Origin of the sequence: Microbacterium sp. LBN7, assembly GCF_045690345.1 — a bacterium.
Lineage (GTDB): Bacteria > Actinomycetota > Actinomycetes > Actinomycetales > Microbacteriaceae > Microbacterium.
Map to the genome: position 1 here is coordinate 3,017,587 of NZ_CP147856.1, position 21,565 is coordinate 3,039,151.

Annotated in this window: 25 protein-coding genes; 19 read left to right on the top strand and 6 right to left on the bottom strand. The window is 68.2% G+C overall.

Annotated features, from left to right (window positions below; all coding sequences use genetic code 11):
• Window positions 1–38 precede the first annotated feature (38 nt).
• The 10 genes from secY (at window position 39) to rplQ (ending at window position 6,750) form a co-directional block, all read left to right on the top strand.
• Window positions 39–1,361, top strand: coding sequence for a preprotein translocase subunit SecY (gene secY / locus LBN7_RS14590; protein ID WP_116635692.1), 1,323 nt, complete (start codon window positions 39–41; stop codon window positions 1,359–1,361).
• Complete coding sequence (locus tag LBN7_RS14595) at window positions 1,358–1,954, top strand: adenylate kinase (RefSeq protein ID WP_407360055.1); 597 nt, start codon at window positions 1,358–1,360, stop codon at window positions 1,952–1,954. The genes secY and LBN7_RS14595 overlap by 4 nt, the downstream gene beginning before the upstream one ends.
• A 9-nt stretch (window positions 1,955–1,963) precedes the next feature.
• Window positions 1,964–2,815: a type I methionyl aminopeptidase gene (gene map / locus LBN7_RS14600; protein ID WP_116635694.1), complete on the top strand. Its 852-nt coding sequence runs from the start codon at window positions 1,964–1,966 to the stop codon at window positions 2,813–2,815.
• Window positions 2,815–3,477, top strand: coding sequence for a DsbA family protein (locus tag LBN7_RS14605; protein ID WP_407360056.1), 663 nt, complete (start codon window positions 2,815–2,817; stop codon window positions 3,475–3,477). Before map ends, LBN7_RS14605 begins: the two co-directional genes overlap by 1 nt.
• Window positions 3,478–3,637: 160 nt before the next feature.
• Window positions 3,638–3,859 carry a translation initiation factor IF-1 gene (gene infA / locus LBN7_RS14610; RefSeq protein ID WP_017201569.1) on the top strand — a complete coding sequence of 74 codons (222 nt, stop codon included), beginning with the start codon at window positions 3,638–3,640 and terminating at the stop codon, window positions 3,857–3,859.
• A gap of 65 nt (window positions 3,860–3,924) precedes the next feature.
• Window positions 3,925–4,041: a 50S ribosomal protein L36 gene (gene rpmJ, locus LBN7_RS14615; protein WP_005050492.1), complete on the top strand. Its 117-nt coding sequence runs from the start codon at window positions 3,925–3,927 to the stop codon at window positions 4,039–4,041.
• Window positions 4,042–4,217: 176 nt separating this feature from the next.
• Window positions 4,218–4,592, top strand: a complete 375-nt coding sequence (gene rpsM, locus LBN7_RS14620; RefSeq protein WP_017201568.1) for a 30S ribosomal protein S13 — start codon at window positions 4,218–4,220, stop codon at window positions 4,590–4,592.
• Between the two features lie 31 nt (window positions 4,593–4,623).
• The gene (gene rpsK, locus LBN7_RS14625) at window positions 4,624–5,022 is read left to right on the top strand and encodes a 30S ribosomal protein S11 (RefSeq protein WP_046013422.1); all 399 of its coding nucleotides are present in this window, start codon (window positions 4,624–4,626) and stop codon (window positions 5,020–5,022) included.
• A gap of 153 nt (window positions 5,023–5,175) precedes the next feature.
• A complete protein-coding gene (locus tag LBN7_RS14630) occupies window positions 5,176–6,165 on the top strand; it encodes a DNA-directed RNA polymerase subunit alpha (protein ID WP_116635696.1) in 990 nt (329 codons plus the stop codon).
• Window positions 6,166–6,198: 33 nt separating this feature from the next.
• Window positions 6,199–6,750: a 50S ribosomal protein L17 gene (gene rplQ / locus LBN7_RS14635; RefSeq protein ID WP_407360057.1), complete on the top strand. Its 552-nt coding sequence runs from the start codon at window positions 6,199–6,201 to the stop codon at window positions 6,748–6,750.
• Between the two features lie 75 nt (window positions 6,751–6,825).
• On the opposite strand, the gene LBN7_RS14640 is transcribed toward rplQ, so the two are convergent.
• Together LBN7_RS14640 and LBN7_RS14645 are read right to left on the bottom strand one after the other, a co-directional pair.
• Window positions 6,826–8,400 carry an AMP-binding protein gene (locus LBN7_RS14640; RefSeq protein ID WP_407360058.1) on the bottom strand — a complete coding sequence of 525 codons (1,575 nt, stop codon included), beginning with the start codon at window positions 8,398–8,400 and terminating at the stop codon, window positions 6,826–6,828.
• 104 nt (window positions 8,401–8,504) lie between these two features.
• A complete protein-coding gene (locus LBN7_RS14645; RefSeq protein WP_407360059.1) occupies window positions 8,505–9,725 on the bottom strand; it encodes a hypothetical protein in 1,221 nt (406 codons plus the stop codon).
• A gap of 163 nt (window positions 9,726–9,888) precedes the next feature.
• On the opposite strand from LBN7_RS14645, the gene LBN7_RS14650 reads away from it, so the two are divergent.
• Genes LBN7_RS14650 through LBN7_RS14685 form a run of 8 tightly spaced genes read left to right on the top strand, consistent with a single transcriptional unit; the run spans window position 9,889 to window position 16,296 of the window.
• Entirely contained in the window at window positions 9,889–10,899 is a 1,011-nt protein-coding gene (locus LBN7_RS14650) for a Bug family tripartite tricarboxylate transporter substrate binding protein (protein WP_407360060.1), read from the top strand.
• Between the two features lies 1 nt (window position 10,900).
• Entirely contained in the window at window positions 10,901–11,446 is a 546-nt protein-coding gene (locus LBN7_RS14655) for a tripartite tricarboxylate transporter TctB family protein (protein ID WP_407360061.1), read from the top strand.
• The gene (locus tag LBN7_RS14660; protein WP_407360062.1) at window positions 11,446–12,993 is read left to right on the top strand and encodes a tripartite tricarboxylate transporter permease; all 1,548 of its coding nucleotides are present in this window, start codon (window positions 11,446–11,448) and stop codon (window positions 12,991–12,993) included. The genes LBN7_RS14655 and LBN7_RS14660 overlap by 1 nt, the downstream gene beginning before the upstream one ends.
• Before the next feature lie 38 nt (window positions 12,994–13,031).
• Window positions 13,032–13,829, top strand: coding sequence for a sulfite exporter TauE/SafE family protein (locus tag LBN7_RS14665; protein ID WP_407360063.1), 798 nt, complete (start codon window positions 13,032–13,034; stop codon window positions 13,827–13,829).
• A gap of 26 nt (window positions 13,830–13,855) precedes the next feature.
• Window positions 13,856–14,329 (top strand): MaoC family dehydratase N-terminal domain-containing protein, encoded by a 474-nt coding sequence (locus tag LBN7_RS14670; protein WP_407360064.1) that lies wholly within the window; start codon window positions 13,856–13,858, stop codon window positions 14,327–14,329.
• A complete protein-coding gene (locus tag LBN7_RS14675) occupies window positions 14,329–14,727 on the top strand; it encodes a MaoC/PaaZ C-terminal domain-containing protein (protein WP_407360065.1) in 399 nt (132 codons plus the stop codon). Before LBN7_RS14670 ends, LBN7_RS14675 begins: the two co-directional genes overlap by 1 nt.
• A gap of 14 nt (window positions 14,728–14,741) precedes the next feature.
• Complete coding sequence (locus LBN7_RS14680) at window positions 14,742–15,872, top strand: UDP-N-acetylmuramate dehydrogenase (protein WP_407360066.1); 1,131 nt, start codon at window positions 14,742–14,744, stop codon at window positions 15,870–15,872.
• A 22-nt stretch (window positions 15,873–15,894) separates the two neighbouring features.
• Window positions 15,895–16,296: a VOC family protein gene (locus tag LBN7_RS14685; protein ID WP_341947772.1), complete on the top strand. Its 402-nt coding sequence runs from the start codon at window positions 15,895–15,897 to the stop codon at window positions 16,294–16,296.
• Window positions 16,297–16,339: 43 nt separating this feature from the next.
• Here LBN7_RS14685 and LBN7_RS14690 read toward each other — a convergent pair whose 3' ends face one another.
• Both LBN7_RS14690 and ald read right to left on the bottom strand, forming a co-directional pair.
• On the bottom strand, window positions 16,340–17,539 hold the full coding sequence (locus LBN7_RS14690) for a pyridoxal phosphate-dependent aminotransferase (RefSeq protein WP_407360067.1): 1,200 nt from the start codon (window positions 17,537–17,539) through the stop codon (window positions 16,340–16,342).
• 72 nt (window positions 17,540–17,611) lie between these two features.
• Window positions 17,612–18,706 (bottom strand): alanine dehydrogenase, encoded by a 1,095-nt coding sequence (gene ald, locus LBN7_RS14695; RefSeq protein WP_116635708.1) that lies wholly within the window; start codon window positions 18,704–18,706, stop codon window positions 17,612–17,614.
• Window positions 18,707–18,807: 101 nt separating this feature from the next.
• On the opposite strand from ald, the gene LBN7_RS14700 reads away from it, so the two are divergent.
• Window positions 18,808–19,326 carry an Lrp/AsnC family transcriptional regulator gene (locus LBN7_RS14700; protein ID WP_407360068.1) on the top strand — a complete coding sequence of 173 codons (519 nt, stop codon included), beginning with the start codon at window positions 18,808–18,810 and terminating at the stop codon, window positions 19,324–19,326.
• 28 nt (window positions 19,327–19,354) lie between these two features.
• On the opposite strand, the gene LBN7_RS14705 is transcribed toward LBN7_RS14700, so the two are convergent.
• Window positions 19,355–19,789 carry a hypothetical protein gene (locus tag LBN7_RS14705; protein ID WP_407360069.1) on the bottom strand — a complete coding sequence of 145 codons (435 nt, stop codon included), beginning with the start codon at window positions 19,787–19,789 and terminating at the stop codon, window positions 19,355–19,357.
• Between the two features lie 119 nt (window positions 19,790–19,908).
• Window positions 19,909–21,564, bottom strand: coding sequence for a malate synthase A (gene aceB / locus LBN7_RS14710; RefSeq protein ID WP_407360070.1), 1,656 nt, complete (start codon window positions 21,562–21,564; stop codon window positions 19,909–19,911).
• Window position 21,565: the final 1 nt, after the last annotated feature.

Here is a 21,565-nt window from a genome sequence, read left to right on the forward strand (position 1 = left end):
GTCCTTCGGGAATCGGCAACTTTTCAGGAGGAACGTTCTTGTTCAGCGCCATCGCGCGGATCTTCCGCACGCCCGACCTGCGTCGGAAGATCGGTTTCACTCTCGCCATCGTCGCGATCTACCGACTCGGCTCCAACGTCCCCGCACCGTTCGTGAACTTCCCGAACGTGGAGGAGTGCCTCGCGGCCAACTCCGGCACCGACGGACTGCTCGGACTCGTCAACCTCTTCTCGGGCGGCGCGCTCCTCCAGCTGTCGATCTTCGCGCTGGGCGTGATGCCGTACATCACCGCGACGATCATCACGCAGCTCCTCCGCGTGGTCATCCCGCACTTCGAGGCGCTGCACAAGGAGGGTCAGGCCGGCCAGGCCAAGCTGACCCAGTACACGCGCTACCTCACCATCGCGCTCGCGCTGCTCCAGTCGACCACGCTCGTCACCGTCGCCCGCAGCGGCCAGCTCTTCGGCACGACCGACCTCGCCGCCTGCCAGCAGCTCCTGACCAACGACGTGTGGTGGGCGCAGCTGCTCATCATCATGGCGATGACCGCCGGCACCGGACTCATCATGTGGTTCGCCGAGCTCGTCACCGAGCGCGGCATCGGCAACGGCATGTCCCTGCTGATCTTCACCTCGATCGCCGCGACGTTCCCCGGCGCCATGGGCCTCATCTGGCAGACCAAGGGCTTCGAGGTGTTCCTGCTCGTGCTCCTGGTCGGAATCGTCGTGATGGGTCTCGTCGTCTTCGTCGAGCAGTCGCAGCGACGGATTCCCGTGCAGTACGCCAAGCGCATGGTGGGCCGCCGCACCTACGGCGGCACGAACACCTACATCCCGATCAAGGTGAACATGGCGGGTGTGATCCCCGTGATCTTCGCCTCGTCGCTGCTGTACATCCCGGCGCTCATCGCGCAGTTCAACACCCCGCAGGACGGCTCCGTGCCGGCGCCCTGGGTCACGTGGATCAGCGCGAACTTCACCACGGGCAACCACCCGGTCTACATGGCGGCGTACTTCCTGCTGATCATCGGGTTCACCTACTTCTACGTCGCGATCACGTTCAACCCTGTCGAGGTCGCGGACAACATGAAGAAGTACGGCGGGTTCATCCCCGGCATCCGTGCCGGTCGTCCGACGGCCGAGTACCTCGACTACGTCCTCACCCGCATCACGCTCCCCGGCTCGCTGTACCTCGGCCTGATCGCGCTCATCCCGCTGATCGCCCTGGCCACTGTCGGCGCCAACCAGAACTTCCCGTTCGGTGGCGCCTCGATCCTCATCATCGTCGGCGTCGGCCTCGAGACGGTGAAGCAGATCGATGCACAGCTGCAGCAGCGTCACTACGAAGGGCTTCTCCGATGACAGCATCCGCACGTCTTCTCATCGTCGGCCCGCAGGGCTCCGGAAAGGGCACGCAGGGCGTGCGCATCGCCGAGTCCTACGGCATTCCGGTCGTGTCGACCGGTGACATCTTCCGGGCGAACATCAAGGAGGGGACGCCCCTCGGCCAGCAGGTCACGGCGATCCTCGACAAGGGCGACCTCGTTCCGGACGAGCTGACGAGCGAGATCGTGCGCGACCGTCTGTCGCAGGCGGATGCCGCGAACGGCTTCCTCCTCGACGGATACCCCCGTAACGTGGCCCAGGTCGCGCACCTCGAGGAGTTCCTCGCAGGACGCGGCGAGGCGCTCGATGCCGTCATCCTGCTCCAGGTGCCGCGCGAGGAGAGCATCGCTCGCCTGGGTCTGCGCGCCGCCGAGCAGGGGCGTTCGGACGACACGGACGCGGCCATCGCGCACCGTCTGGACATCTACGAGCACGAGACGGCTCCGATCATCCAGGTCTACGGTGCCAAGGGCATCGTCGACCGGATCGACGGGGTCGGGTCGCTCGACGAGATCACCGAGCGCATCTCCGCCGCATTGGCCGCTCGCGGCCTGCGCCTCGCGGCCTGAGGCCTCGCGATGTTCCGCCGGTCGATCTACAAGACCCCGGCTCAGCTTCGAGCCATGGTCGAGCCTGGACTCATCACGGCGGCGGCTCTCGATGCCGTGCGTCCGCTGATCAGGGCCGGTGTCACCACACTGGAGCTGGATGCCGCGGCGAACCGCACGATCCTCGATCGCGGAGCCGAGTCGAACTTCCAGCTCGTGCGCGGGTACCACCACACCGTGTGCGTGTCCGTGAACGAGCAGGTCGTGCACGGCATCCCTGGCGACCGCGTGCTGCGCCCCGGAGACATCGTCTCGGTGGACTGCGGCGCACAGTTCCAGGGCTGGAACGGCGACAGCGCGATCACGGTCGTCGTCCCGGATCCCGAGCGCCCGGAGCTGGTGGCGCAGCGCGAGGAGCTCTCGCGCGTCACGGAGGGCTCGATGTGGGCGGGGATCGCCGCGATGGCAGCGGTGGACTCGATCGACGAGATCGGTGCGGCCATCCAGGAGTACATCGAGGCCCAGGGGCCGTCAGCGGTGTCGGGGGAGCCCTACGGCATCCTCCGCGAGTACGTCGGCCATGGCATCGGGCGCAAGATGCACGAGGCGCCGAGCGTCTTCAACTACCGCACCCCGGACCGCGGCGCGGACGTCAGGCCGGGACTCGTCCTCGCGATCGAGCCGATGGTGACCGCAGGAGGTGAGGCGACCTACATCGAAGACGATGACTGGACCGTCACGACCGTCGACGGCACAGACGGCTCACATTGGGAACATAGCGTGGCCCTGCATGATGGGGGTATCTGGGTGCTGACCGCGCCCGATGGCGGAAAGGCCGGACTCGCCCCGTTCGGGGTCGAGCCTCGAGAGATCGGAAAGTAATGGCAGCGGCGAAGAGCAACACGAACTGGTTCGCGATCGGCGTCTCCATCGCCGTGGTCGTGGTGCTGGTCGTGCTCGGTGGTCTCGTGGTGTTCCTCAACAACCAGGCCATGGCTCCCGGCGTCGCTCCGAAGAGCGACATCATCAACGAGGAGACCGGTGCCATCTCGTTCGGCGACGGCGAGGACGAGGTCGACACCTTCGTCGACTTCATGTGCCCGATCTGCGGCACCTTCGAAGACCAGTACGGCGAGAAGCTGCAGGCCGCCGCGGCCGACGGCACGATCACGCTGAACATCCACCCGGTCTCGATCCTCGACCGCTTCTCGCAGAACACGCAGTTCTCCACCCGGGCCGCCGGCGCGATGTACTGCGTCGCCGAGAAGGCCCCGGAGGCCGCGCTCGACTACTTCAACCTCCTCTTCGCCAACCAGCCGGAGGAGAACACGGCCGGCCTCAGCGATGAGGAGCTCGCCGCATTCGCAGAGCAGGCGGGCGCCGGCGCGGCGGCGGACTGCATCGCCGACGGCACCTACATGGACTTCGTCCTGGATCAGACCAAGGCTCAGGAGATCGCGGGCACGCCGACCATCGAGGTCAACGGCAAGCGTCTCGACCTTCAGGCCGGCGAGATCACCGAGATGGAGAAGCTCCTCGGTTGATCCTCCACCCGCGCATCCGGTCGAGTTGCCGGATGCTCCGGGGTCGGATAACATAGATTTTTGGTGCCTTGTGCCTTGATTCGGCGTGTCCGATCGGTGCGGCACCGCACACCACCCACCCACCGCAGATCGACCGGTCTGCAGAAGCGTCAGCGAGGCTATGGCTAAGAAAGACGGTGTCATCGAGATCGAGGGCGTGATCTCCGAGGCTCTGCCCAACGCGATGTTCCGCGTTGAGCTCAGCAACGGACACAAGGTCCTGGCAACGATCTCCGGAAAGATGCGGCAGAACTACATCCGCATCATCCCCGAGGACCGCGTGGTCGTGGAGCTCAGCCCCTACGACCTGACCCGCGGACGTATCGTCTACCGCTACCGCTGATCGGTCGAGAAGTAACGGCCTGCCTCGGTCACGGGGCGGTACGAAGACAGCGATAAGGAAACATCATGAAGGTCAACCCCAGCGTCAAGCCGATCTGCGATCACTGCAAGGTGATCCGTCGTCACGGCCGCGTCATGGTGATCTGCAAGAGCAACCCGCGTCACAAGCAGCGCCAGGGCTGACCTGCGCTGCGCGGCTCGCTCGCGCACATCTCACAACTCAATACGAAACGGCAGGATCAGACGCTTCGACAGGCTCAGCGACCGGGTGACCGGCGGAACTGTCGAGGCTGACACCTCGGGGCGGAGGCCCGGGCACCGATCCTGTTCCATACCTCCACTACATCCAGGAGAACCGCATGGCACGTCTTGCCGGCGTTGACATCCCGCGCGACAAGCGCGTGGTGATCGCCCTTACCTACATCTACGGCGTCGGCCGTACCCGCTCGGTCGAGATCCTCAAGGCGACGGACATCGATGAGAGCATCCGCGTGAAGGACCTCAGCGACGACCAGCTGATCGCCCTCCGCGACCACATCGAAGGCAACTACAAGGTGGAGGGTGACCTGCGCCGCGAGGTCGCCGCAGACATCCGCCGCAAGGTCGAGATCGGCTCCTACGAGGGCATCCGCCACCGTCGTGGTCTCCCGGTCCGTGGTCAGCGCACCAAGACCAACGCCCGTACCCGCAAGGGCCCGAAGCGCACCGTCGCAGGCAAGAAGAAGGCCCGCTAAGCGGGGCCCCAGGGACTAGGAGAACACTTTCATGGCTGCACCCAAGGCCGCCGCGCGCAAGCCGCGCCGCAAGGAAAAGAAGAACATCGCGCTGGGCCAGGCCCACATCAAGTCGACGTTCAACAACACGATCGTCTCGATCACCGACCCGTCCGGCGCTGTCATCAGCTGGGCTTCGTCGGGTGGCGTGGGCTTCAAGGGCTCCCGCAAGTCGACCCCGTACGCGGCAGGTCTCGCCGCCGAGTCCGCTGCGCGTCAGGCGCAGGAGCACGGCGTCAAGAAGGTCGACGTCTTCGTGAAGGGTCCGGGCTCCGGCCGCGAGACCGCGATCCGCTCGCTCCAGGCCGCCGGCCTCGAGGTCGGCTCGATCTCGGACGTCACCCCGCAGGCGCACAACGGTTGCCGCCCGCCGAAGCGTCGCCGCGTCTGACAACGCTTGTCGAGTCGCCCGCCCTGCGACAGGCTCACGCAGCCATGTCGGGTCGGGCGACTCGACGCCCGCGTGCGGGCATCGACTTCCACAATTGAAGACCTCACCACACCACATGTCATATAGCGGGCATGTGATCGAAAGGAACACAGAGTGCTCATTGCACAGCGTCCCACACTGACCGAGGAAAAGATCGTCGAGAACCGTAGCCGGTTCATCATCGAGCCTCTGGAGCCCGGCTTCGGATACACGATCGGCAACGCGCTGCGTCGCAGCCTGCTGTCGTCGATCCCCGGCGCCGCTGTCACCAGCGTTCGTCTCGACGGCGTGCTGCACGAGTTCAGCACCATCCCCGGCGTGAAGGAGGATGTCACCGAGATCATCCTCAACATCAAGCAGCTCGTCGTCTCCTCGGAGCGCGACGAGCCCATCACCGCCTACCTGCGCAAGACCGGTGCGGGCGAAGTGACCGCCGCTGACATCTCGGCTCCGGCCGGTGTCGAGGTCCAGAACCCCGAGCTCGTCATCGCGACTCTCAACGAGACCGCGAAGTTCGAGCTCGAGCTCACGATCGAGCGCGGCCGCGGCTACGTCTCGGCGACGCAGAACCGCAACGAGTACGCCGAGGCCGGTCAGATCCCGATCGACTCGATCTACTCGCCGGTCCTCAAGGTCAGCTACCGCGTCGAGGCGACTCGTGCCGGTGAGCGCACCGACTTCGACAAGCTCGTCCTGGACGTCGAGACCAAGTCGTCGATCAGCCCCCGCGACGCCGTCGCTTCGGCTGCGAAGACGCTCACCGAGCTGTTCGGTCTCGCTCGCGAGCTGAACGTCGAGGCCGAGGGCATCGAGATCGGCCCGGCGCCGGTGGAGGCTGTGAACTCCAGCGAGCTGTCGATGCCGATCGAGGACCTCGACCTGTCGGTCCGCTCGTACAACTGCCTGAAGCGTGAGGGCATCAACACTGTTTCGGAGCTCGTCGCCCTCTCGGAGACGCAGCTCATGAACATCCGCAATTTCGGCCAGAAGTCGGTCGACGAGGTGCGCGACAAGCTCATCTCGCTCGGTCTGTCGCTCAAGGATTCGGTGCCCGGTTTCGACGGCGCCCACTTCTACGGCGGCAGCGAAGACGAGTCCTTCTGATACCCGACCTTTCTGACCAGGAGTTAGACGATTATGCCCAAGCCCACTAAGGGTCCCCGCCTCGGAGGCGGCCCCGCCCACGAGCGCCTGCTGCTTGCCAACCTCGCGGCGGCTCTGTTCACCCACAAGTCGATCAAGACGACCGAGACCAAGGCCAAGCGCCTTCGTCCGCTCGCCGAGCGTCTGATCACGTTCGCGAAGCGCGGCGACCTGCACGCGCGTCGTCGCGTGCTGTCGGTCATCGGCGACAAGAGCGTCGTGCACACGCTCTTCGCCGAGATCGCTCCGCTGGTCGCCGACCGTGAGGGTGGCTACACCCGCATCACGAAGGTCGGGAACCGCAAGGGCGACAACGCTCCGATGGCTGTGATCGAGCTCGTCCTCGAGCCGGTCAACCCGAAGCCGAAGTCGGCCAAGAAGACGGCCGCTGCCGCTCCGAAGGCGGAGAAGTCCGCCGAGGTCGCCGAGGAGGCTCCCGTCGAGGAGACCCCCGCCGAGGAGACGCCGGCCGCTGACGCCGGTGCCGAGTCGCAGGCCGAGGGCGAAGCAGCCGAGGCTGCCGCCGAGGACGCTGTCGAGAAGTAAGCACCTCTCACGACGAAGCCCGCCGCCCCTTCCGGGGTGGCGGGCTTCGTCGTTGCTGCGGGCGGGGGTGGAGCGTCAGCGCGCGCGCAGATCCTTGCGGAGGATCTTGCCGGATGCCGACTTCGGGATGGCGTCGATGAACTCCACCTGACGCACCTTCTCGTGCGGGGCCACATGGGCGGCGACATGCGCCATGACGGCATCCGCGTCGAGGTCGGCATCCGCCTGCCGCACGACGAAGGCCTTCGGCACCTCCTGGCCGTCATCGTCCTGGGCGCCGATGACGGCGGCGTCCGCGATCGCCGGATGCTCGAGCAGCACGGCCTCCAGCACGGCGGGGGCGACCTGATAGCCCTTGTATTTGATGAGCTCCTTGAGGCGGTCGACGATCCGGAAGATGCCGTCGTGCGTGACGGTCGCGACGTCTCCCGTGTGCAGCCAGCCGTCGGCGTCGAGCATCTCCGCCGTGGCATCCGGCCGGTTGAGATAGCCCTTCATCACCTGCGGACCGCGGATCAGCAGTTCGCCGGGTTCGCTCGCGCCGTCCGAGGGCACGGCGACATCGGCTCCCGATTCGGGATCGAGCAGCCGGGCCTCGGTGCCGCTGAGCAGCAGCCCGACCGAGGAGCGGTCGATGTCGTGGCTCCCGGCGGGGATCGCGTGGGTCACGGGGCTGGTCTCCGTCATGCCGTACCCCTGGCACACCGTGCACCCGAGCCGCGTCGCCACGGCCGAGGCGAGCGCCCCGTCGAGGGGAGCGGCGCCGGAGAAGATCACCTTGATGGACGACAGGTCGTACTCGTCGACCAGCGGATGCTTCGCCAGTGCCACCGCGATCGGCGGGGCGATGAACACCCAGCTGGTGCGGTGCTCGGCGACCACGCGCAGGAAGTCGGTGAGGTCGAAACGCGGCATCGTCACGAGGGCGGCTCTCTGACGCAGCGCGAAGTTGAGCAGCACCGTCATGCCGTAGATGTGGAAGAAGGGGAGGACCGCGAGGACGCGGTCGTCGTCGGCCAGCGAGATCGTCGAGCGGCACTGGCTGACGTTCGCGACGAGGTTCCGGTGCGTGAGCATGACGCCTTTGGGACGACCCGTCGTCCCTGATGAGTAGGGGAGCACGGCGAGGTGCTCCGCCGGGTCGAAGGCGACGTCCGGTGCCGTGTGCCCCTCACCCAGGAGGGCTGCGAGGGACGGATGCCCGTCGGCGCCGTCGAGCACGATGAGGTGGTCGGCGTCGATGCCGACCTTCGCGGCCGCGGCTTCCGCGCCGGCGAGCAGCGGCGACACGGTGATGAGCCACTCCGCCTCGGCGTCGGTGAGCTGGTTCGCGATCTCGTCCGGGGTGTACAGCGAGTTGATCGTCGTCGCGGTCGCCCCCGCGCGGAGGATGCCGTGGAAGACGGTCGCGAATGCGGGCACGTTCGGGCAGAGCACGCCGACGCGGGTGCCGACGCCGACGTTCCGTGCCGCGAGGGCGCCGGCGAAGAGATCGATCTGGGTGATCAGCTGCCGATAGGTGGTCTCGGCGCCGCTCGTCCCGTCGATCAGCGCGGTCGCGTCGAGCCGGCTCTCGTCGAGATCGCCGAACAGATAGTCGTACACGGAGACCGCCGGGATCTCCACATCGGGGTAGGTGCTGCGAACCATGAGATCTCCTTCGATCCGGGCGGGGCGGCGGCGGCGCGCGCTGAGAGTCAGTGTCGCATACCACGGCACTGCGTACCAGCGTGCGGCGCTGCGAAGGCGGAAACTCAGACGGTGTCGTTGGCCCGGTAGCGCGTGCTCGGGCGGCCCTTCGTCGAATAGTCGAGGGTACGGATCGCCCGGCCCGAACTCGCCAGGTGCTCGAGGTATCGCCGGGCGCTCACCCGCGAGATCTGCACGTCGGCGCCGATCTCGGTCGCCGACGCGTCGGGGCGGGTGACGAGCGCGGTGGCGACGCGATCGAGGGTCTCCGCACTGAGCCCCTTCGGCAGCCCGAACCGCTGGCGGAACGCGATGATGGCATCCGCGGCCTCCACCCGCCGGACCACATCATGCAGCTCGGTGTGATCGCGCAGCAGGAGAGTGGCCTCGACGTCGACGCCGTCGTGCCTGCTCCCTGTGCTGCGAGCGACGAGCACGTGCGGTCCGACGATCACCGGCCGCCCGGCGTCCTCACCTTCGCGGAGGGCCGTGTGGAGGTCTTCACCGAGCGCGGATGCGGCATCCGCGCCGTCGAGTTCCGCGGCATCCTTGTCGAGGAAGCGGGCGGCGGCATCGTTCACAAGCGTGATCCGACCGGCGGCGTTCACCGTGATCACACCCTCGCTCAGACCGTGCAGCGTGGTCTCCTGATTCTTCACGAGGGCCGCGATCTGATCCGGTTCGAGCAGGTAGATGCGACGACGGATCACCGAGGTCACCCACGCCGAGCCGAACACACCGAGGACAGCGGCGGCGAGCATCGCCGAGATCAGCCAGGCGAGGTTCCGCATGAACTCGTCGTTCAGCTCCGACTCGAGAATCCCGACCGATGCCGTGCCGATGACCGCCCCGTCATCCGTGAAGACCGGCACCTTCACGCGCCAGGACGTTCCGAGCGTGCCGGTCTGGGTGCCGACGTAGATCTCCCCCGCGAGCGGGATGGACGGATCCGTCGAGACCTTCTCGCCGATCCGATAGGGATTCGGGTGGGAATAGCGGATGCCGTCGGCGTTCGCCACCACCACGTATGCGAGGTCCGACGCCTCACGGATCACCTCGGCGATCGGCTGGATGGTCGACGACGGGTCTGCATCGTCGAAGGCCTCGCGGACGGTGGGGAGCGACGCGATCGACTGGGCGACGGCCTGCATGCGGTCCTTGTACGACTCGCGCAGTGCCTGCTCCTGCAGAGCGCCGGCGACGATGCCGGTCGCGAGCGTCACGAGGAACACGATCAGCGCCTGCAGGACGAGGAGCTGCACTCGGAGCGTCATCTTCGAGGCCACCCGATCATTCTCGTCGCTCCCGAGACCGACGGCGAGGGGTCTCCGGCAGCGTTCGCGAACAATAGTTTCAGAACTCCGACCAATGGTTTCCGAAGCTTGAACACCCGCACCCGTCCCTCCAGAGTGAACCGACAGCAACACCGACGCTCAAGGAGGAGCGCACATGAAGCACACACGTCTGGTGGCGGCCACAGCCGCCTTCGCGGCCGCCGCATTGGCATTGACGGCATGCGCCGGGGGAAGCACGGGGTCGGGCAGCGGAGGCGACGACGCGGCGGCCATCGAGGATGTCAAGATCATCGTCCCGGCCGACCCCGGTGGCGGCTGGGATCAGACCGGCCGCGCGATGTCGCAGGTTCTGGCCGCCGACGAGATCGTCGGATCCGCCCCTGTCTCCAACGTCGGAGGGGCGGGCGGTACGGTCGGGCTCGCCCAGCTCGCGAACGAGAAGGACCCGGCGACCCTCATGGTCATGGGCCTCGTGATGGTCGGTGCGATCGAGACGAACGCGTCGACGGTGCGACTCGAGGACACCACCCCGATCGCCCGGCTCACCGATGAGTCGCTCGTCATCGTGGTGCCGGAGAGCTCGAAATACGACACCCTCGAGGATCTCGTCGACGACATCGTCGAGAACGGCCAGGAGGTGACGGTGACCGGCGGTTCAGCGGGTGGTGCCGATCACATCCTCGCCGGCCTCCTCCTCGAAGCCGCCGGACTCGACGCGGACGAGATCCCCGAGAAGCTCAACTACACACCGAACTCCGGTGGTGGCGAGGCCGTCTCGCTCCTCGTGGGCGACAAGGTCGCCGCAGGCATCTCCGGTGTCGGCGAGTTCCTCCAGTACATCGAGGACGGCTCGATGCGGGCGCTGGCGGTCTCGGGCGCCGAGCCGGTCGCGTCTCTTCCGGACGTGCCGACCATCACCGACGAGGGGTTCGACGTCGAGCTCACCAACTGGCGCGGTGTGATCGCTCCCGGAGGCATCTCCGACGCGGAGCGCGCCGAGCTGGAGCGGATCGTCACCGAGATGCACGACTCCGGCGCCTGGAAGGACGAGCTCGAGACCAAGGGCTGGGCGGATGCCTTCCTGACCGGCGACGAGTTCGACAGCTTCCTCAAGGAGAACATCACCGATGTGACCGGCACGCTCGAGAACATCGGATTGATCTGACATGGAGACCCCGATCCTCGGGGTGAGCGGGCGGGCCGAGGCGACTCGGCCCGCCCCGCGGGTTCCCCTCGGTGAACTCGTCTTCGCTCTCCTCATGCTCGCTCTCGGCGTCTTCGCGCTGGTGGGCGTCTTCACGATCCACGTCCCGGTCGGGGTGGAAGCCGGGCCGACGATCTTCCCGATCTTCGTCTCGATCATCCTGCTCGGCTCGGCTGTGGCCGTTCTCGTCACCGTGCTGCGCGGAGAGCGCGCGGAGGTCGAGGAGGGCGAGGACATCGACCCCGACGCCAAGACCGATTGGCTCACGATCGCGAAGATCGTCGGAGCCGTGGTCGCCCATCTGCTGCTGATCGACGTCATCGGCTGGGCGCCGGCGGCCACCGTGCTCTTCGGCGTGGTCGCGTGGTCGCTCGGTGCCAGGCGCTGGTGGCTGGCCTTCGTCATCGGGCTCGGCGTCAGTCTGGTGATCCAGGTGGTCTTCGGGGGTCTGATGGGGCTGTCGCTGCCCTGGGGACCGGCTCTCGGATGGCTCGGGGAGGTGTTCTGATGGACAGCTGGGCCCTGCTTCTCGACGGCTTCGCGACGGCGCTGCAGCCGCAGTACCTCGTGTTCGCCTTCTTCGGAGTGCTGGTGGGAACGGCGGTCGGCGTGCTCCCCGGCATCGGGCCGGCGATGACCGTCGCGCTCCTGCTGCCGCTCACCTACACGCTCGACCCCACCGCGGCACTGATCACCTTCGCCGGCATCTACTACGGCGGCATGTACGGCGGCTCCACCACCAGCATCCTGCTGAACACGCCGGGTGAATCGGCATCCATAGTCACGGCCATCGAAGGCAACAGGATGGCGAAGCTGGGGCGCGGGGCCGCCGCGCTCGCCACCGCCGCGATCGGCTCGTTCGTCGCCGGCACCATCGCCACCGTCGGTCTCACTCTGCTCGCACCCGTGCTGGCGCAGTTCGCCGTCAACCTCGGCCCGGCCGACTACGTCGCGCTCATCGTGATCGCGTTCATCACGGTCGGGGCCCTGATCGGCAGCTCCGTCCCGCGCGGGATGATGTCGCTCGGGGTGGGTCTGTTCCTCGGCCTGGTCGGCACCGACACCCTCACGGCCCAGCAGCGCTACACGCTGGGACTGCTGCCGCTGTCGGACGGGATCGACATCGTGCTCGTCGCGGTCGGGCTCTTCGCCGTGGGCGAGACGCTGTACATCGCGGCTCGCCTGCGCCACGGCGGCATCGATGTGATCCCGGTCACCCGCGGGTGGCGCAACTGGATGACCAAGAGCGACTGGAAGCGTTCGTGGAAGCCCTGGCTGCGCGGCACGGCCATCGGCTTCCCGATCGGCACGATCCCCGCGGGCGGGGCGGACGTCGCGACGTTCCTGTCGTACGCCACCGAGCGCAAGCTCTCGCGGCACAAGAGCGAGTTCGGCCGCGGAGCCATCGAGGGGGTCGCCGGCCCCGAGTCCGCGAACAACGCGGCGGCGGCCGGGGTGCTCGTCCCTCTGCTCACGCTGGGGCTGCCCACGACCGCGACCGCGGCGATCATCCTCGTCGCCTTCCAGGCGTACGGCCTGCAGCCGGGACCGCAGCTGTTCCAGAACCAGCCGGCACTCGTCTGGGCGCTGGTGGCGAGCCTGTACGTCGGCAACGTCATCCTCATCGTCCTCAACCTGCCGCTCGTCGGCATGTGGGTGAAGCTGCTGCAGATCCCCAGGCCGTATCTGTATGCGGGCATCCTGCTGTTCGCCGCCTTCGGCGCGTACGCGCTGAACTTCGCGGTCGTCGACATCCTGATCCTGGCGATCATCGGAGTCCTCGGCTACTTCATGCGACGGTACGGCTATCCGGTGGCTCCGCTCGTGGTCGGCATGATCCTGGGGCCGATGGGGGAGGAGTATCTCCGCAAGGCGCTGCAGTTGAGCCAGGGCGACCTGTCGACGCTGTTCGTTCAGCCGTTCGCCGCGACGGCCTACATCGTGCTGGCGCTCCTCGTCGCCGGCGGGCTGTGGCTGCGGCGGCGCCAGCGCCGGTACGAGCAGGCGCTGACCGAGTCGATCTCGGTGCCGATCAAGGCCGATGCGGAGGTGTGACGGCAGGAGCAGGGCGACGGCGCGAGTAGGCTGATCCGGTGAGCGATGCAGAGACCCGGAACCGAGGGCCTCGCGCCTACGCCGCGTTCATCGGCATCGGCCTGCTCGCCGGGCTCCTCTCCGGACTCTTCGGCGTCGGCGGCGGCACCGTCATCGTCCCGCTGCTCGTCCTGTTCCTGCACTTCAACCAGCGGCTCGGGGCCGGGACATCGCTCGCGGCGATCGTGCCGACCGCCGCCGTCGGAGTGGTGTCGTACGCGATCCACGGCTCGGTCGCCTGGGTACCGGCCCTCATCCTCGCGGCAGGCTCGGTCGTGGGTGCACAGATCGGCACCCGCCTGCTGCCCAAGATCTCGCAGACGACGCTGCGATGGTTCTTCGTCGGCTTCCTCGTGGTCGTGATCGTGAGCCTGTTCCTGGTGATCCCGTCCCGCGAGGCCACGTTCGATCTGCAACTGCTCAACGGTCTCGCACTCGTCGCCGTCGGAGTCGTCACCGGCATCCTGGCGGGTCTGATCGGCGTCGGGGGCGGCGTGATCGTCGTTCCGGTCCTGATGCTCGCCTTCGGCACGAGCGATCTCGTGGCCAAGGGCACCTCGCTGCTCATGATGATCCCGACCGCCATCTCCGGCACGATCGGCAACATCCGCAATCGCAACGTCGATCTCGTGGCGGCTGCCGTCGTCGGGTTCTCGGCCTGCACGACGACGGCGCTGGGCGCCTGGCTCGCGACGCTGATCGATCCGTTCGCCGGCAACATCCTGTTCGCGGCATACCTCGTCGTGATCGCGGTGCAGATGGCGATGAAGGCGATCCGCGGGCGCAAGAAGGACTGACTGCCGCGGCTCGGTAGGATCAAGGGGTGGCAGTGAACCAAGATCTTGTCGGCCGGGAGTTCCCGCCGACCGCCCCGTACCTCGTCGGACGCGAGAAGGTGCGCGAGTTCGCCCGCGCGGTCTTCGCCGACGCCCCGCAGCACAACGACGTCGAGGCCGCTCGTGCGCTGGGCTTCGCCGACGTCGTGGCACCGCCCACTTTCGCGATGGTGATCCAGGACCACACGCTCCAGCAGCTCCTCGCCCTGGAGGACTCCGGGATCGTCCTCGCCCGCACGATCCATGCGGAGCAGCGGTTCGGCTACACCCGTCCGATCGTGGCGGGCGACGAGCTCACCGGACAGCTGCGTGTCACGGGCATCCGCATGATGGGCGGCAACGCGATGATCACCAGCGAGGCGGAGATCACGGATGCGACGGGCGCTCATGTCGTGACCGCCACCAGCGTGCTGCTGGTCGGCGCGGATGAAGACGGTGCAGACGAGGGAGAGGTCGCCTGATGGGCTACACCGTCGGAGACGTGATCGCCGAGCGCACCGTGCACCTGACCCGCGAGTCGCTCGTGCGCTACGCCGGAGCATCCGGAGACTTCAACCCCATCCACTACCGCGATGATGTCGCGGCATCCGTCGGCCTCCCCGGAGTGCTCGCGCACGGCATGCTCACGATGGGCATCGCCTCGTCGGTGGTGGTCGCCGCGCTCGAGCCCGGGGCGAAGGTCCTCGACTACGGCGTGCGCTTCACCAAGCCCGTCGTGGTCGACCCGCAGAGCGGTGCCGACCTGCACGTCGTCGCGACCGTCGGCGCCGTCGACGAGACCTCCGCGCGCATCGACCTGAAGGTCACCTTCGACGAGGTCACCGTGCTGGTCAAAGCGCAGCTGCGCGTCGCCGTCTGATGGGGGCGTCCGAGGTGCACGACATCGAGTCGATCCCGCTCGCGCAGCTGACGACGCTGCGCACCGGCGCTGCTCCCGAGCGGATGCGCGAGGCCTCGACGACCGCCGAGCTGGTCGACGTGCTGCGCGACACCTGGTCAGGCCGCGATCCGTGGTTCGTGCTCGGCGGCGGCTCCAACCTCTTCGTCGGAGACGAGCCCTTCGAGGGCACCGTGATCCGGGTGCGCACCGAGGGCATCGAGGAACTGCCCTCCCCGCACGCCGGTCGCATCCGCCTTCGGGCGCAGGCCGGCCACGGGTGGGACGCCTTCGTCGCCTACGCGGTCGAGCGCGGCTACGCGGGGCTCGAGGCCATGAGCGGCATCCCCGGAACAGTCGGAGCCGCGCCGGTGCAGAACATCGGCGCCTACGGTCAGGAGATCCAGGAGACGCTCGTCGAGGTCGAACTCATCGACGAGGCCACCGGCGAGATCTCGACCGTGCCGGCATCCGAGCTCGGTCTCGGGTTCCGCACCTCTGTCCTGAAGCACCACTACGGCGGTGAGCCCCTGCGCCGCGCCGTCATCCTCTCGGTGACCGTCGACCTTCTCGTCGCCGGAGAGCGCGTCGTGCGCGGCGAGCAGCTGCGCCGCGCGCTCGCGCTCCGGGACGACGCCCCCGTGCCGCTGGGCTGGGTGCGCGAGCGCATCCTCGCCACGCGCGCGTCCAAGGGGATGCTGCTCGACGACGCGGACCCCGACACCCATGGCGTCGGCTCGTTCTTCCAGAACGCCATCGTGCCGGAGTCCGTGGCGCGGGGCCTTCCGCCCGAGTGCCCGCGCTGGCCCGTGGCCCCCGACCTCGACACGGTGACCGTGATCCCGCTCGCCTCGTACGACGGCCTCGTGCCGCAGGCGAAGACCGAGGCGCCCGACGTCAAGGTCAGCGCCGCCTGGCTCATCGAGCAGGCCGGCATCCGCAAGGGCTTCAAGCTGCCCCGTTCGCGGGCGTCTGTCTCCACCAAGCACGCGCTGGCTCTGACGAATCGCGGTGGCGCGACGGCGGGCGAGGTCGCGGAGCTGGCGCGGTTCATCCAGAGCAGGGTGCACGCCGAGTTCGGACTCGTGCTGCAGCCGGAGCCGGTGCTCGTCGGCGTCGAGCTGTAGCCCGCGCGCTACACTCGGCCGCATGAGCGGACTGACCCCGTACCTGTTGTTCCCCGGCAACGCCGCGGAGGCGATGCGGTTCTACCAGTCGGTGTTCGGCGGCGAGCTGCGGTTGTTCGACTACGCGCAGTTCGATCGGCACGACGGCCCGTCGGACGCGATCGCGCACGCGATGCTCGAGGGCGTCGTGGATCTCTCGGGCGCGGATGCCGGCATCGATGCCGACGCCGTGCAGATGGGAGGGATGTTCTTCTCCCTGCTCGGCACCGCGGACGCATCGACGCTGACCGGATGGTTCGCCGACCTCTCGGTGGGCGGCAGGGTCATCGACCCGCTCCAGCGTCGCCCGTGGGGCGACTGGGACGGCACGCTGGTCGACCGCTACGGCATCCGCTGGCTCATCGGGTACCAGCCCGAATCCTGACCGGCGGTCGGCAGGCCGGGCCGGTCAGGAGAACAGAGGCCGGTCAGGCGAACAGGCGCTGCAGGCGCTGTACGCCCGCGAGCAGCTGGTCGTCGCCGAGGGCGTACGAAAGGCGCAGGTATCCGCTCGGGCCGAAGGCCTCACCCGGGACCACGGCGACCTCGGCCTGTTCGAGGATCAGGTCGGCCAGCTCCAGCGAGGTGGTCGGCGTGACCCCGCCCCAGGTGCGGCCGAGCAGGCCCTGCACGTCGGGGTAGACGTAGAACGCGCCGAGCGGGTTCGGCACCACGAGCCCCTCGATCTTGGAGAGCTCGGAGACGATGAGCTTCCGACGCCGGTCGAACGCCTCGCGCATCTGCTCTGCCTCGGTCTGCGGACCGTTGAGTGCGGCGATCGCGGCCTTCTGGGCCACGTTGTTCACGTTGCTCGAGAGGTGCGACTGCAGGTTGCCGGCGATCTTGATGGCATCGGCGGGGCCCACCATCCAGCCGACGCGCCAGCCGGTCATGGCGTAGGTCTTCGCGACGCCGTTCACGAGGATGGTCTGGCCCGCGACCTCGGGCACGGCCGCGACGATCGACGTCGCCGTCACGCCCTCGTAGGTGAGGTTCTGGTAGATCTCGTCGGTGATGACCCAGATGCCGTGCTCGAGAGCCCACTCGCCGATGGCGCGGGTCTCCTCGGCGGTGTACACCGACCCCGTCGGGTTCGACGGCGAGACGAACACGAGCACCGTGGTGCGCTCGGTGCGGGCGGCCTCGAGCTGCTCGACGGTGACCTTGTAGTCCTGGTCGGCTCCGGCGAAGACCTCGACGGGGGTGCCGTCGGCGAGACGGATCGCCTCGGGATACGTGGTCCAGTACGGCGCGGGGAGCAGCACCTCGTCGCCGGGGTTCACGACGGTCTGGAACGCCTGGTAGACCGACTGCTTGCCGCCGTTGGTCACGATGACCTGGCCGGGGGAGACCTCGAGACCGGAGTCGCGGAGGGTCTTCGCGGCGATCGCCTCACGCAGCGCGGGGAGTCCGGCCGCCGGGGTGTACCGGTAGTTCGCCGGGTCGGCCAGGGCCTCGGCGGCGGCATCCACGATGAACTGCGGCGTCGCGAAATCGGGCTCGCCGGCGGCGTAGGAGATGACGTCCTTGCCTTCGGCCTTGAGGGCCTTCGCCTTCGCGTCGACCTTCAGGGTCGCCGACTCGGCGATGGCGGACAGCTTGCGGGAGAGAGGAGCGCGTTCGGTCACGTTAAGAGCGTACTCGGGTGGGCATGCCGGATGCCGGGCGCGTCGTCATCAAGAACCGGGGTTCTTTCCGCGTCAGGCGGTCGCGAAGCCGTGCGCCCGGGCGACGGCGTCGAGGGTGATGCGCCCGCCCTGGACGTTCAGGCCCTTGGCGAGGGAGGGATCGTCGGATGCCGCGCGCTCCCAGCCCTTGCCGGCGATCGCCGAGACGTAGGGGAGCGTCGCGTTGGTCAGGGCACGCGTGGCCGTCTCGGGGACGGCGCCCGGCATGTTCGCGACGCAGTAGTAGATGGCGTCGTGGACCGCGAACGTCGGGTCGTCGTGCGTGGTCGGGCGTGAACCCTCGAAGCATCCGCCCTGGTCGATGGCGATGTCGACGAGCACGGCGCCCGGCTTCATGCCCGCGACCATGTCGTCGGTGACGAGCTTCGGGGCCGCCGCGCCGGGGATCAGCACCGAGCCGATCACGAGATCGGCGGTGGCCAGCTCCTCGGCGATGTCGTAGCGGCTCGAGGCGCGGGTCTGGAGTGCGCCGCCGTAGCGGTGCTCGAGGTCGCGGAGGCGGGGCAGGGAGATATCGATCACGGTCACCTGGGAGCCGAGGCCGAGCGCGTTCGCCGCCGCGTGCTCGCCGGCGACACCACCGCCGATGACGACGGTCTTCGCGCGCGGGGTGCCGGCGATGCCGCCGAGCAGCATGCCGCGGCCGCCGTTCGAGCGCAGCAGCGAGTAGGAGCCCATCGTGACCGAGAGCCGTCCGGCGATCTCGCTCATCGGTACGAGCAGAGGAAGGCTGCGGTCGGGCAGCTGCACCGTCTCGTAGGCGACGGCGGTGGTGCCCGCGTCGACGAGCGCGGTCGTGAGCGCGCGGTCCGCGGCCAGGTGCAGGTAGGTGAAGAGCGTGAGGTCGGGACGGAGGAATCCGTACTCCTGCGCGATCGGCTCCTTGACCTTGATCAGCAGGTCGGCGTCGCCCCACACGTCGGCCGCGGTCGCGACGATCTCGGCGCCGACGGCCCGGTAGGCGTCGTCGTCGATGCGCGAGCCCACGCCCGCCCCGGACTGCACCAGCACGCGGTGGCCCTCGTGGACGAGGCGGTCGGCACCCGCGGGGGTGAGCGCGACACGGTTCTCATTGTTCTTGACCTCGGTGGGCACGCCGATTTTCATCGATCCTCCAGGGCTCGGTTTCGTGGATACAGATTCGCAGAAACTTCGGTCCAGCAACAGATTCTGTGAAGATCATTCGCCAGAGCGGACGATCCTGAATAATGGTTCGCATGGAGACGACATCGAAGGGCCCCCAGCCGAATACTCTTCGGGCACCCGCCCTGGACCCGACGGATGCGAGGATCGTGCAGCTGCTGGCTGAAGACGGGCGCATGACCAACGCCGAGCTCGCGGGGCACCTCCGGGTCGCCCCCTCGACGGCGCACGCGCGGCTGCGCGCCCTCGTCGAGCGCGGGGTCATCACCGGGTTCCACGCCAGCGTGGACGAGCGGATGCTGGGCGCCGGACTCCAGGCGATCATCGGTGTGACGCTGCGTCCGAGCGGGCGTCGCGAGAGCATCGTCGAGTTCGCCGAACGTGTGCGAGTGCTGCCGCAGGTGATCCAGGTGTTCTTCCTCGGCGGCGACGACGACTTCCTCCTGCACATCGCTGTCGCCGACTCGTCCGAGATGCGCGAGTTCGTGCTCGAGCATCTGTCGGCGCAGAGCAGCGTCGCGTCGACGCGCACGAGCATCGTGTTCGACTATCACCGGAACTCGGTGGCCGCGTCGTTCGCGTGAGGGGATCAGCGCGGGTCGGGCGTCCCGCTCACGCGCCGAAGGATGCCGGAAGAGCGCAGTAGTCCGCGAAGCGACGCTTCGCGTTCGCGGGGTCGGTGACGTCGACGATCGCGGCGGCGATCGTGTGCGGTGCCTCATCGTCGGCCAGCTGCCAGACGACGTAGTGCCACATCCCACGGGCCGTCTCGCTCAGCAGCGCGGAGGGGCCGGAGACGACGAGCACGCTGTCGCTCTCGGCGGTGGCGCGGAACGGGGCGATCACCTCGGTGCGAAGAGCCTGCTCGTCGCCGTCGGCGGTATGCACCCGCTCGACCTGCAGTCCTGTCGCGCTGAGCGCTGCGGACAGTTCGTCGGCGCTGCGGCGCGAACGCTCGGCATCCGCTCCCGCCACGGCGAGCAGCCGTCGCCCTCGGGGGTAGAGATGCAGGAACTCGGAGGAGATGTCGGTCCACACGTCGGCCATGAATCCAGGCTACGCCGGGTGATCGGGCCACGGGCCGACAGGGGGTGGAGGGAGTCGACCGTGCGCGCGGAGAGGCCCCCGGATGCCGAACCGCGCACCCGGGGGCCCCGTCCGTCGACTCAGTCCTCGTCGACGAGGAAGCGGCTGTAGGCGCCGAGCGTGAGGAACGTGGGGAACTCCTCCTGCAGGGCCACCTCGCGGAAGATCTCCGCGGCATCGTCGAATCGGTCGCCGGCGCTGCGGGTGGCCGAGGCGATGACCTGGGTGATCAGCCCCTCCACGTACTCCGCCGTGATCGGCGTCCCTTCCTGCGTGACGCGGTCCTGGTGGATCCACTGCCACACCTGCGACCGGCTGATCTCGGCCGTCGCAGCATCCTCCATGAGGTTGTCGATCGCGACGGCGCCGAGGCCGCGCAGCCACGCCTCGAGGTAGCGGATGGCCACCGACACGTTGTCGCGCACGCCCCGATCGGTGACCGCGCTCCCGATGCGGAGGTCGAGCAGGTCGCGCGCTTCGACGTGCACGTCGTCGCGCTGACGGTCGACCTGGTTCGGGCGATCGCCGAGCACGGCGTCGAACTCCGCCTGGGCCGTCGGGATCAGGTCGGGGTGGGCGACCCAGGTGCCGTCGAAGCCGTCGCCGGCCTCGCGCTTCTTGTCGGCCGAGACCTTCTCGATCGCGCGCGCGGTCACCTCCGGGTCGCGACGGTTCGGGATGAACGCGCTCATGCCGCCGATCGCGAAGGCGCCCCGCTTGTGGCAGGTCTGCACGAGCAGCTCGGTGTACGCCCGCATGAACGGCACGGTCATCGTGACCTCGCTGCGGTCGGGGAGCACGAAGCGCGCGCCGCGGCCGCGGTAGTTCTTGATGATCGAGAAGATGTAGTCCCAGCGTCCGGCGTTGAGGCCGGCGCAGTGGTCGCGCAGCTCGTAGAGGATCTCGTCCATCTCGAACGCGGCGGGCAGCGTCTCGATCAGCACGGTCGCGCGGATGGTCCCGTGCGGGATGCCGATGTACTCCTCGCTGAACGAGAAGACGTCGTCCCACAGCTTCGCCTCTTCGCTGGACTCGAGCTTGGCGATGTAGAAGTACGGTCCGCGGCCACCGTCGATCAGCGCCTGCGCGTTGTGCAGGAAGTAGAGACCGAAATCGACGAGCGAACCGGATGCCGCGGTGCGGCGCCCCGCCCGATCGGTGAACTGCACGTGCTTCTCCGGCAGGTGCCAGCCCCGCGGTCGCATCACGATCGTCGGCGTGTGCTCGGCGGTGACCTGGTACTCCTTGCCGTCCCTTGAGGTGAAGGACAGCTCGCCCCGGATCGCGTCCCGCAGGGAGAGCTGACCTTCGATGACGTTCTTCCAGGTGGGGCTCGTGGCATCCTCCTGGTCGGCGAGCCAGACCCGCGCACCGGAGTTCAGCGCGTTGATCGTCATCTTCGGATCGGTCGGTCCGGTGATCTCGACTCGGCGGTCCTCGAGGCCGGGTCCGGCTCCGGCGACGCGCCACTCGGCATCCTCGCGGATGTGGGCGGTGTCGTCGCGGAAGCGGGGATCGTGCCCGTTGCCGATCTCGAAGCGGCGGCGCATGCGGTCGGCGAGCCGATCGTGGCGACGCGAGGCGAACCGGTGGTGCAGCTCGGTGAGGAAGGCGATGGCCTCGGGGGTGAGGATCTCGTCGTATCGGTCGCGCAGCGGGCCGGTGACCGCGATCGTCGGACCCTGCTGGGTCGTCTGGATCGGAGCCGTGGTCGGGGGAGCGGTGGGAGTGGTCATG

Bases quoted from the DNA above. Each gene is read 5' to 3' on its own strand.
- aceB (WP_407360070.1), bottom strand. From the start codon at position 21,564: ATGACCACTCCCACCGCTCCCCCGACCACGGCTCCGATCCAGACGACC.
- rpsK (WP_046013422.1), top strand. From the start codon at position 4,624: ATGGCTGCACCCAAGGCCGCCGCGCGCAAGCCGCGCCGCAAGGAAAAG.
- LBN7_RS14685 (WP_341947772.1), top strand. From the start codon at position 15,895: ATGAGCGGACTGACCCCGTACCTGTTGTTCCCCGGCAACGCCGCGGAG.
- LBN7_RS14675 (WP_407360065.1), top strand. From the start codon at position 14,329: ATGGGCTACACCGTCGGAGACGTGATCGCCGAGCGCACCGTGCACCTG.
- LBN7_RS14660 (WP_407360062.1), top strand. From the start codon at position 11,446: ATGGACAGCTGGGCCCTGCTTCTCGACGGCTTCGCGACGGCGCTGCAG.
- LBN7_RS14640 (WP_407360058.1), bottom strand. From the start codon at position 8,400: ATGGTTCGCAGCACCTACCCCGATGTGGAGATCCCGGCGGTCTCCGTG.
- LBN7_RS14650 (WP_407360060.1), top strand. From the start codon at position 9,889: ATGAAGCACACACGTCTGGTGGCGGCCACAGCCGCCTTCGCGGCCGCC.
- LBN7_RS14705 (WP_407360069.1), bottom strand. From the start codon at position 19,789: ATGGCCGACGTGTGGACCGACATCTCCTCCGAGTTCCTGCATCTCTAC.
- rpsM (WP_017201568.1), top strand. From the start codon at position 4,218: ATGGCACGTCTTGCCGGCGTTGACATCCCGCGCGACAAGCGCGTGGTG.
- LBN7_RS14605 (WP_407360056.1), top strand. From the start codon at position 2,815: ATGGCAGCGGCGAAGAGCAACACGAACTGGTTCGCGATCGGCGTCTCC.
- LBN7_RS14595 (WP_407360055.1), top strand. From the start codon at position 1,358: ATGACAGCATCCGCACGTCTTCTCATCGTCGGCCCGCAGGGCTCCGGA.
- rplQ (WP_407360057.1), top strand. From the start codon at position 6,199: ATGCCCAAGCCCACTAAGGGTCCCCGCCTCGGAGGCGGCCCCGCCCAC.
- map (WP_116635694.1), top strand. From the start codon at position 1,964: ATGTTCCGCCGGTCGATCTACAAGACCCCGGCTCAGCTTCGAGCCATG.
- LBN7_RS14700 (WP_407360068.1), top strand. From the start codon at position 18,808: ATGGTTCGCATGGAGACGACATCGAAGGGCCCCCAGCCGAATACTCTT.
- LBN7_RS14655 (WP_407360061.1), top strand. From the start codon at position 10,901: ATGGAGACCCCGATCCTCGGGGTGAGCGGGCGGGCCGAGGCGACTCGG.
- ald (WP_116635708.1), bottom strand. From the start codon at position 18,706: ATGAAAATCGGCGTGCCCACCGAGGTCAAGAACAATGAGAACCGTGTC.
- infA (WP_017201569.1), top strand. From the start codon at position 3,638: ATGGCTAAGAAAGACGGTGTCATCGAGATCGAGGGCGTGATCTCCGAG.
- rpmJ (WP_005050492.1), top strand. From the start codon at position 3,925: ATGAAGGTCAACCCCAGCGTCAAGCCGATCTGCGATCACTGCAAGGTG.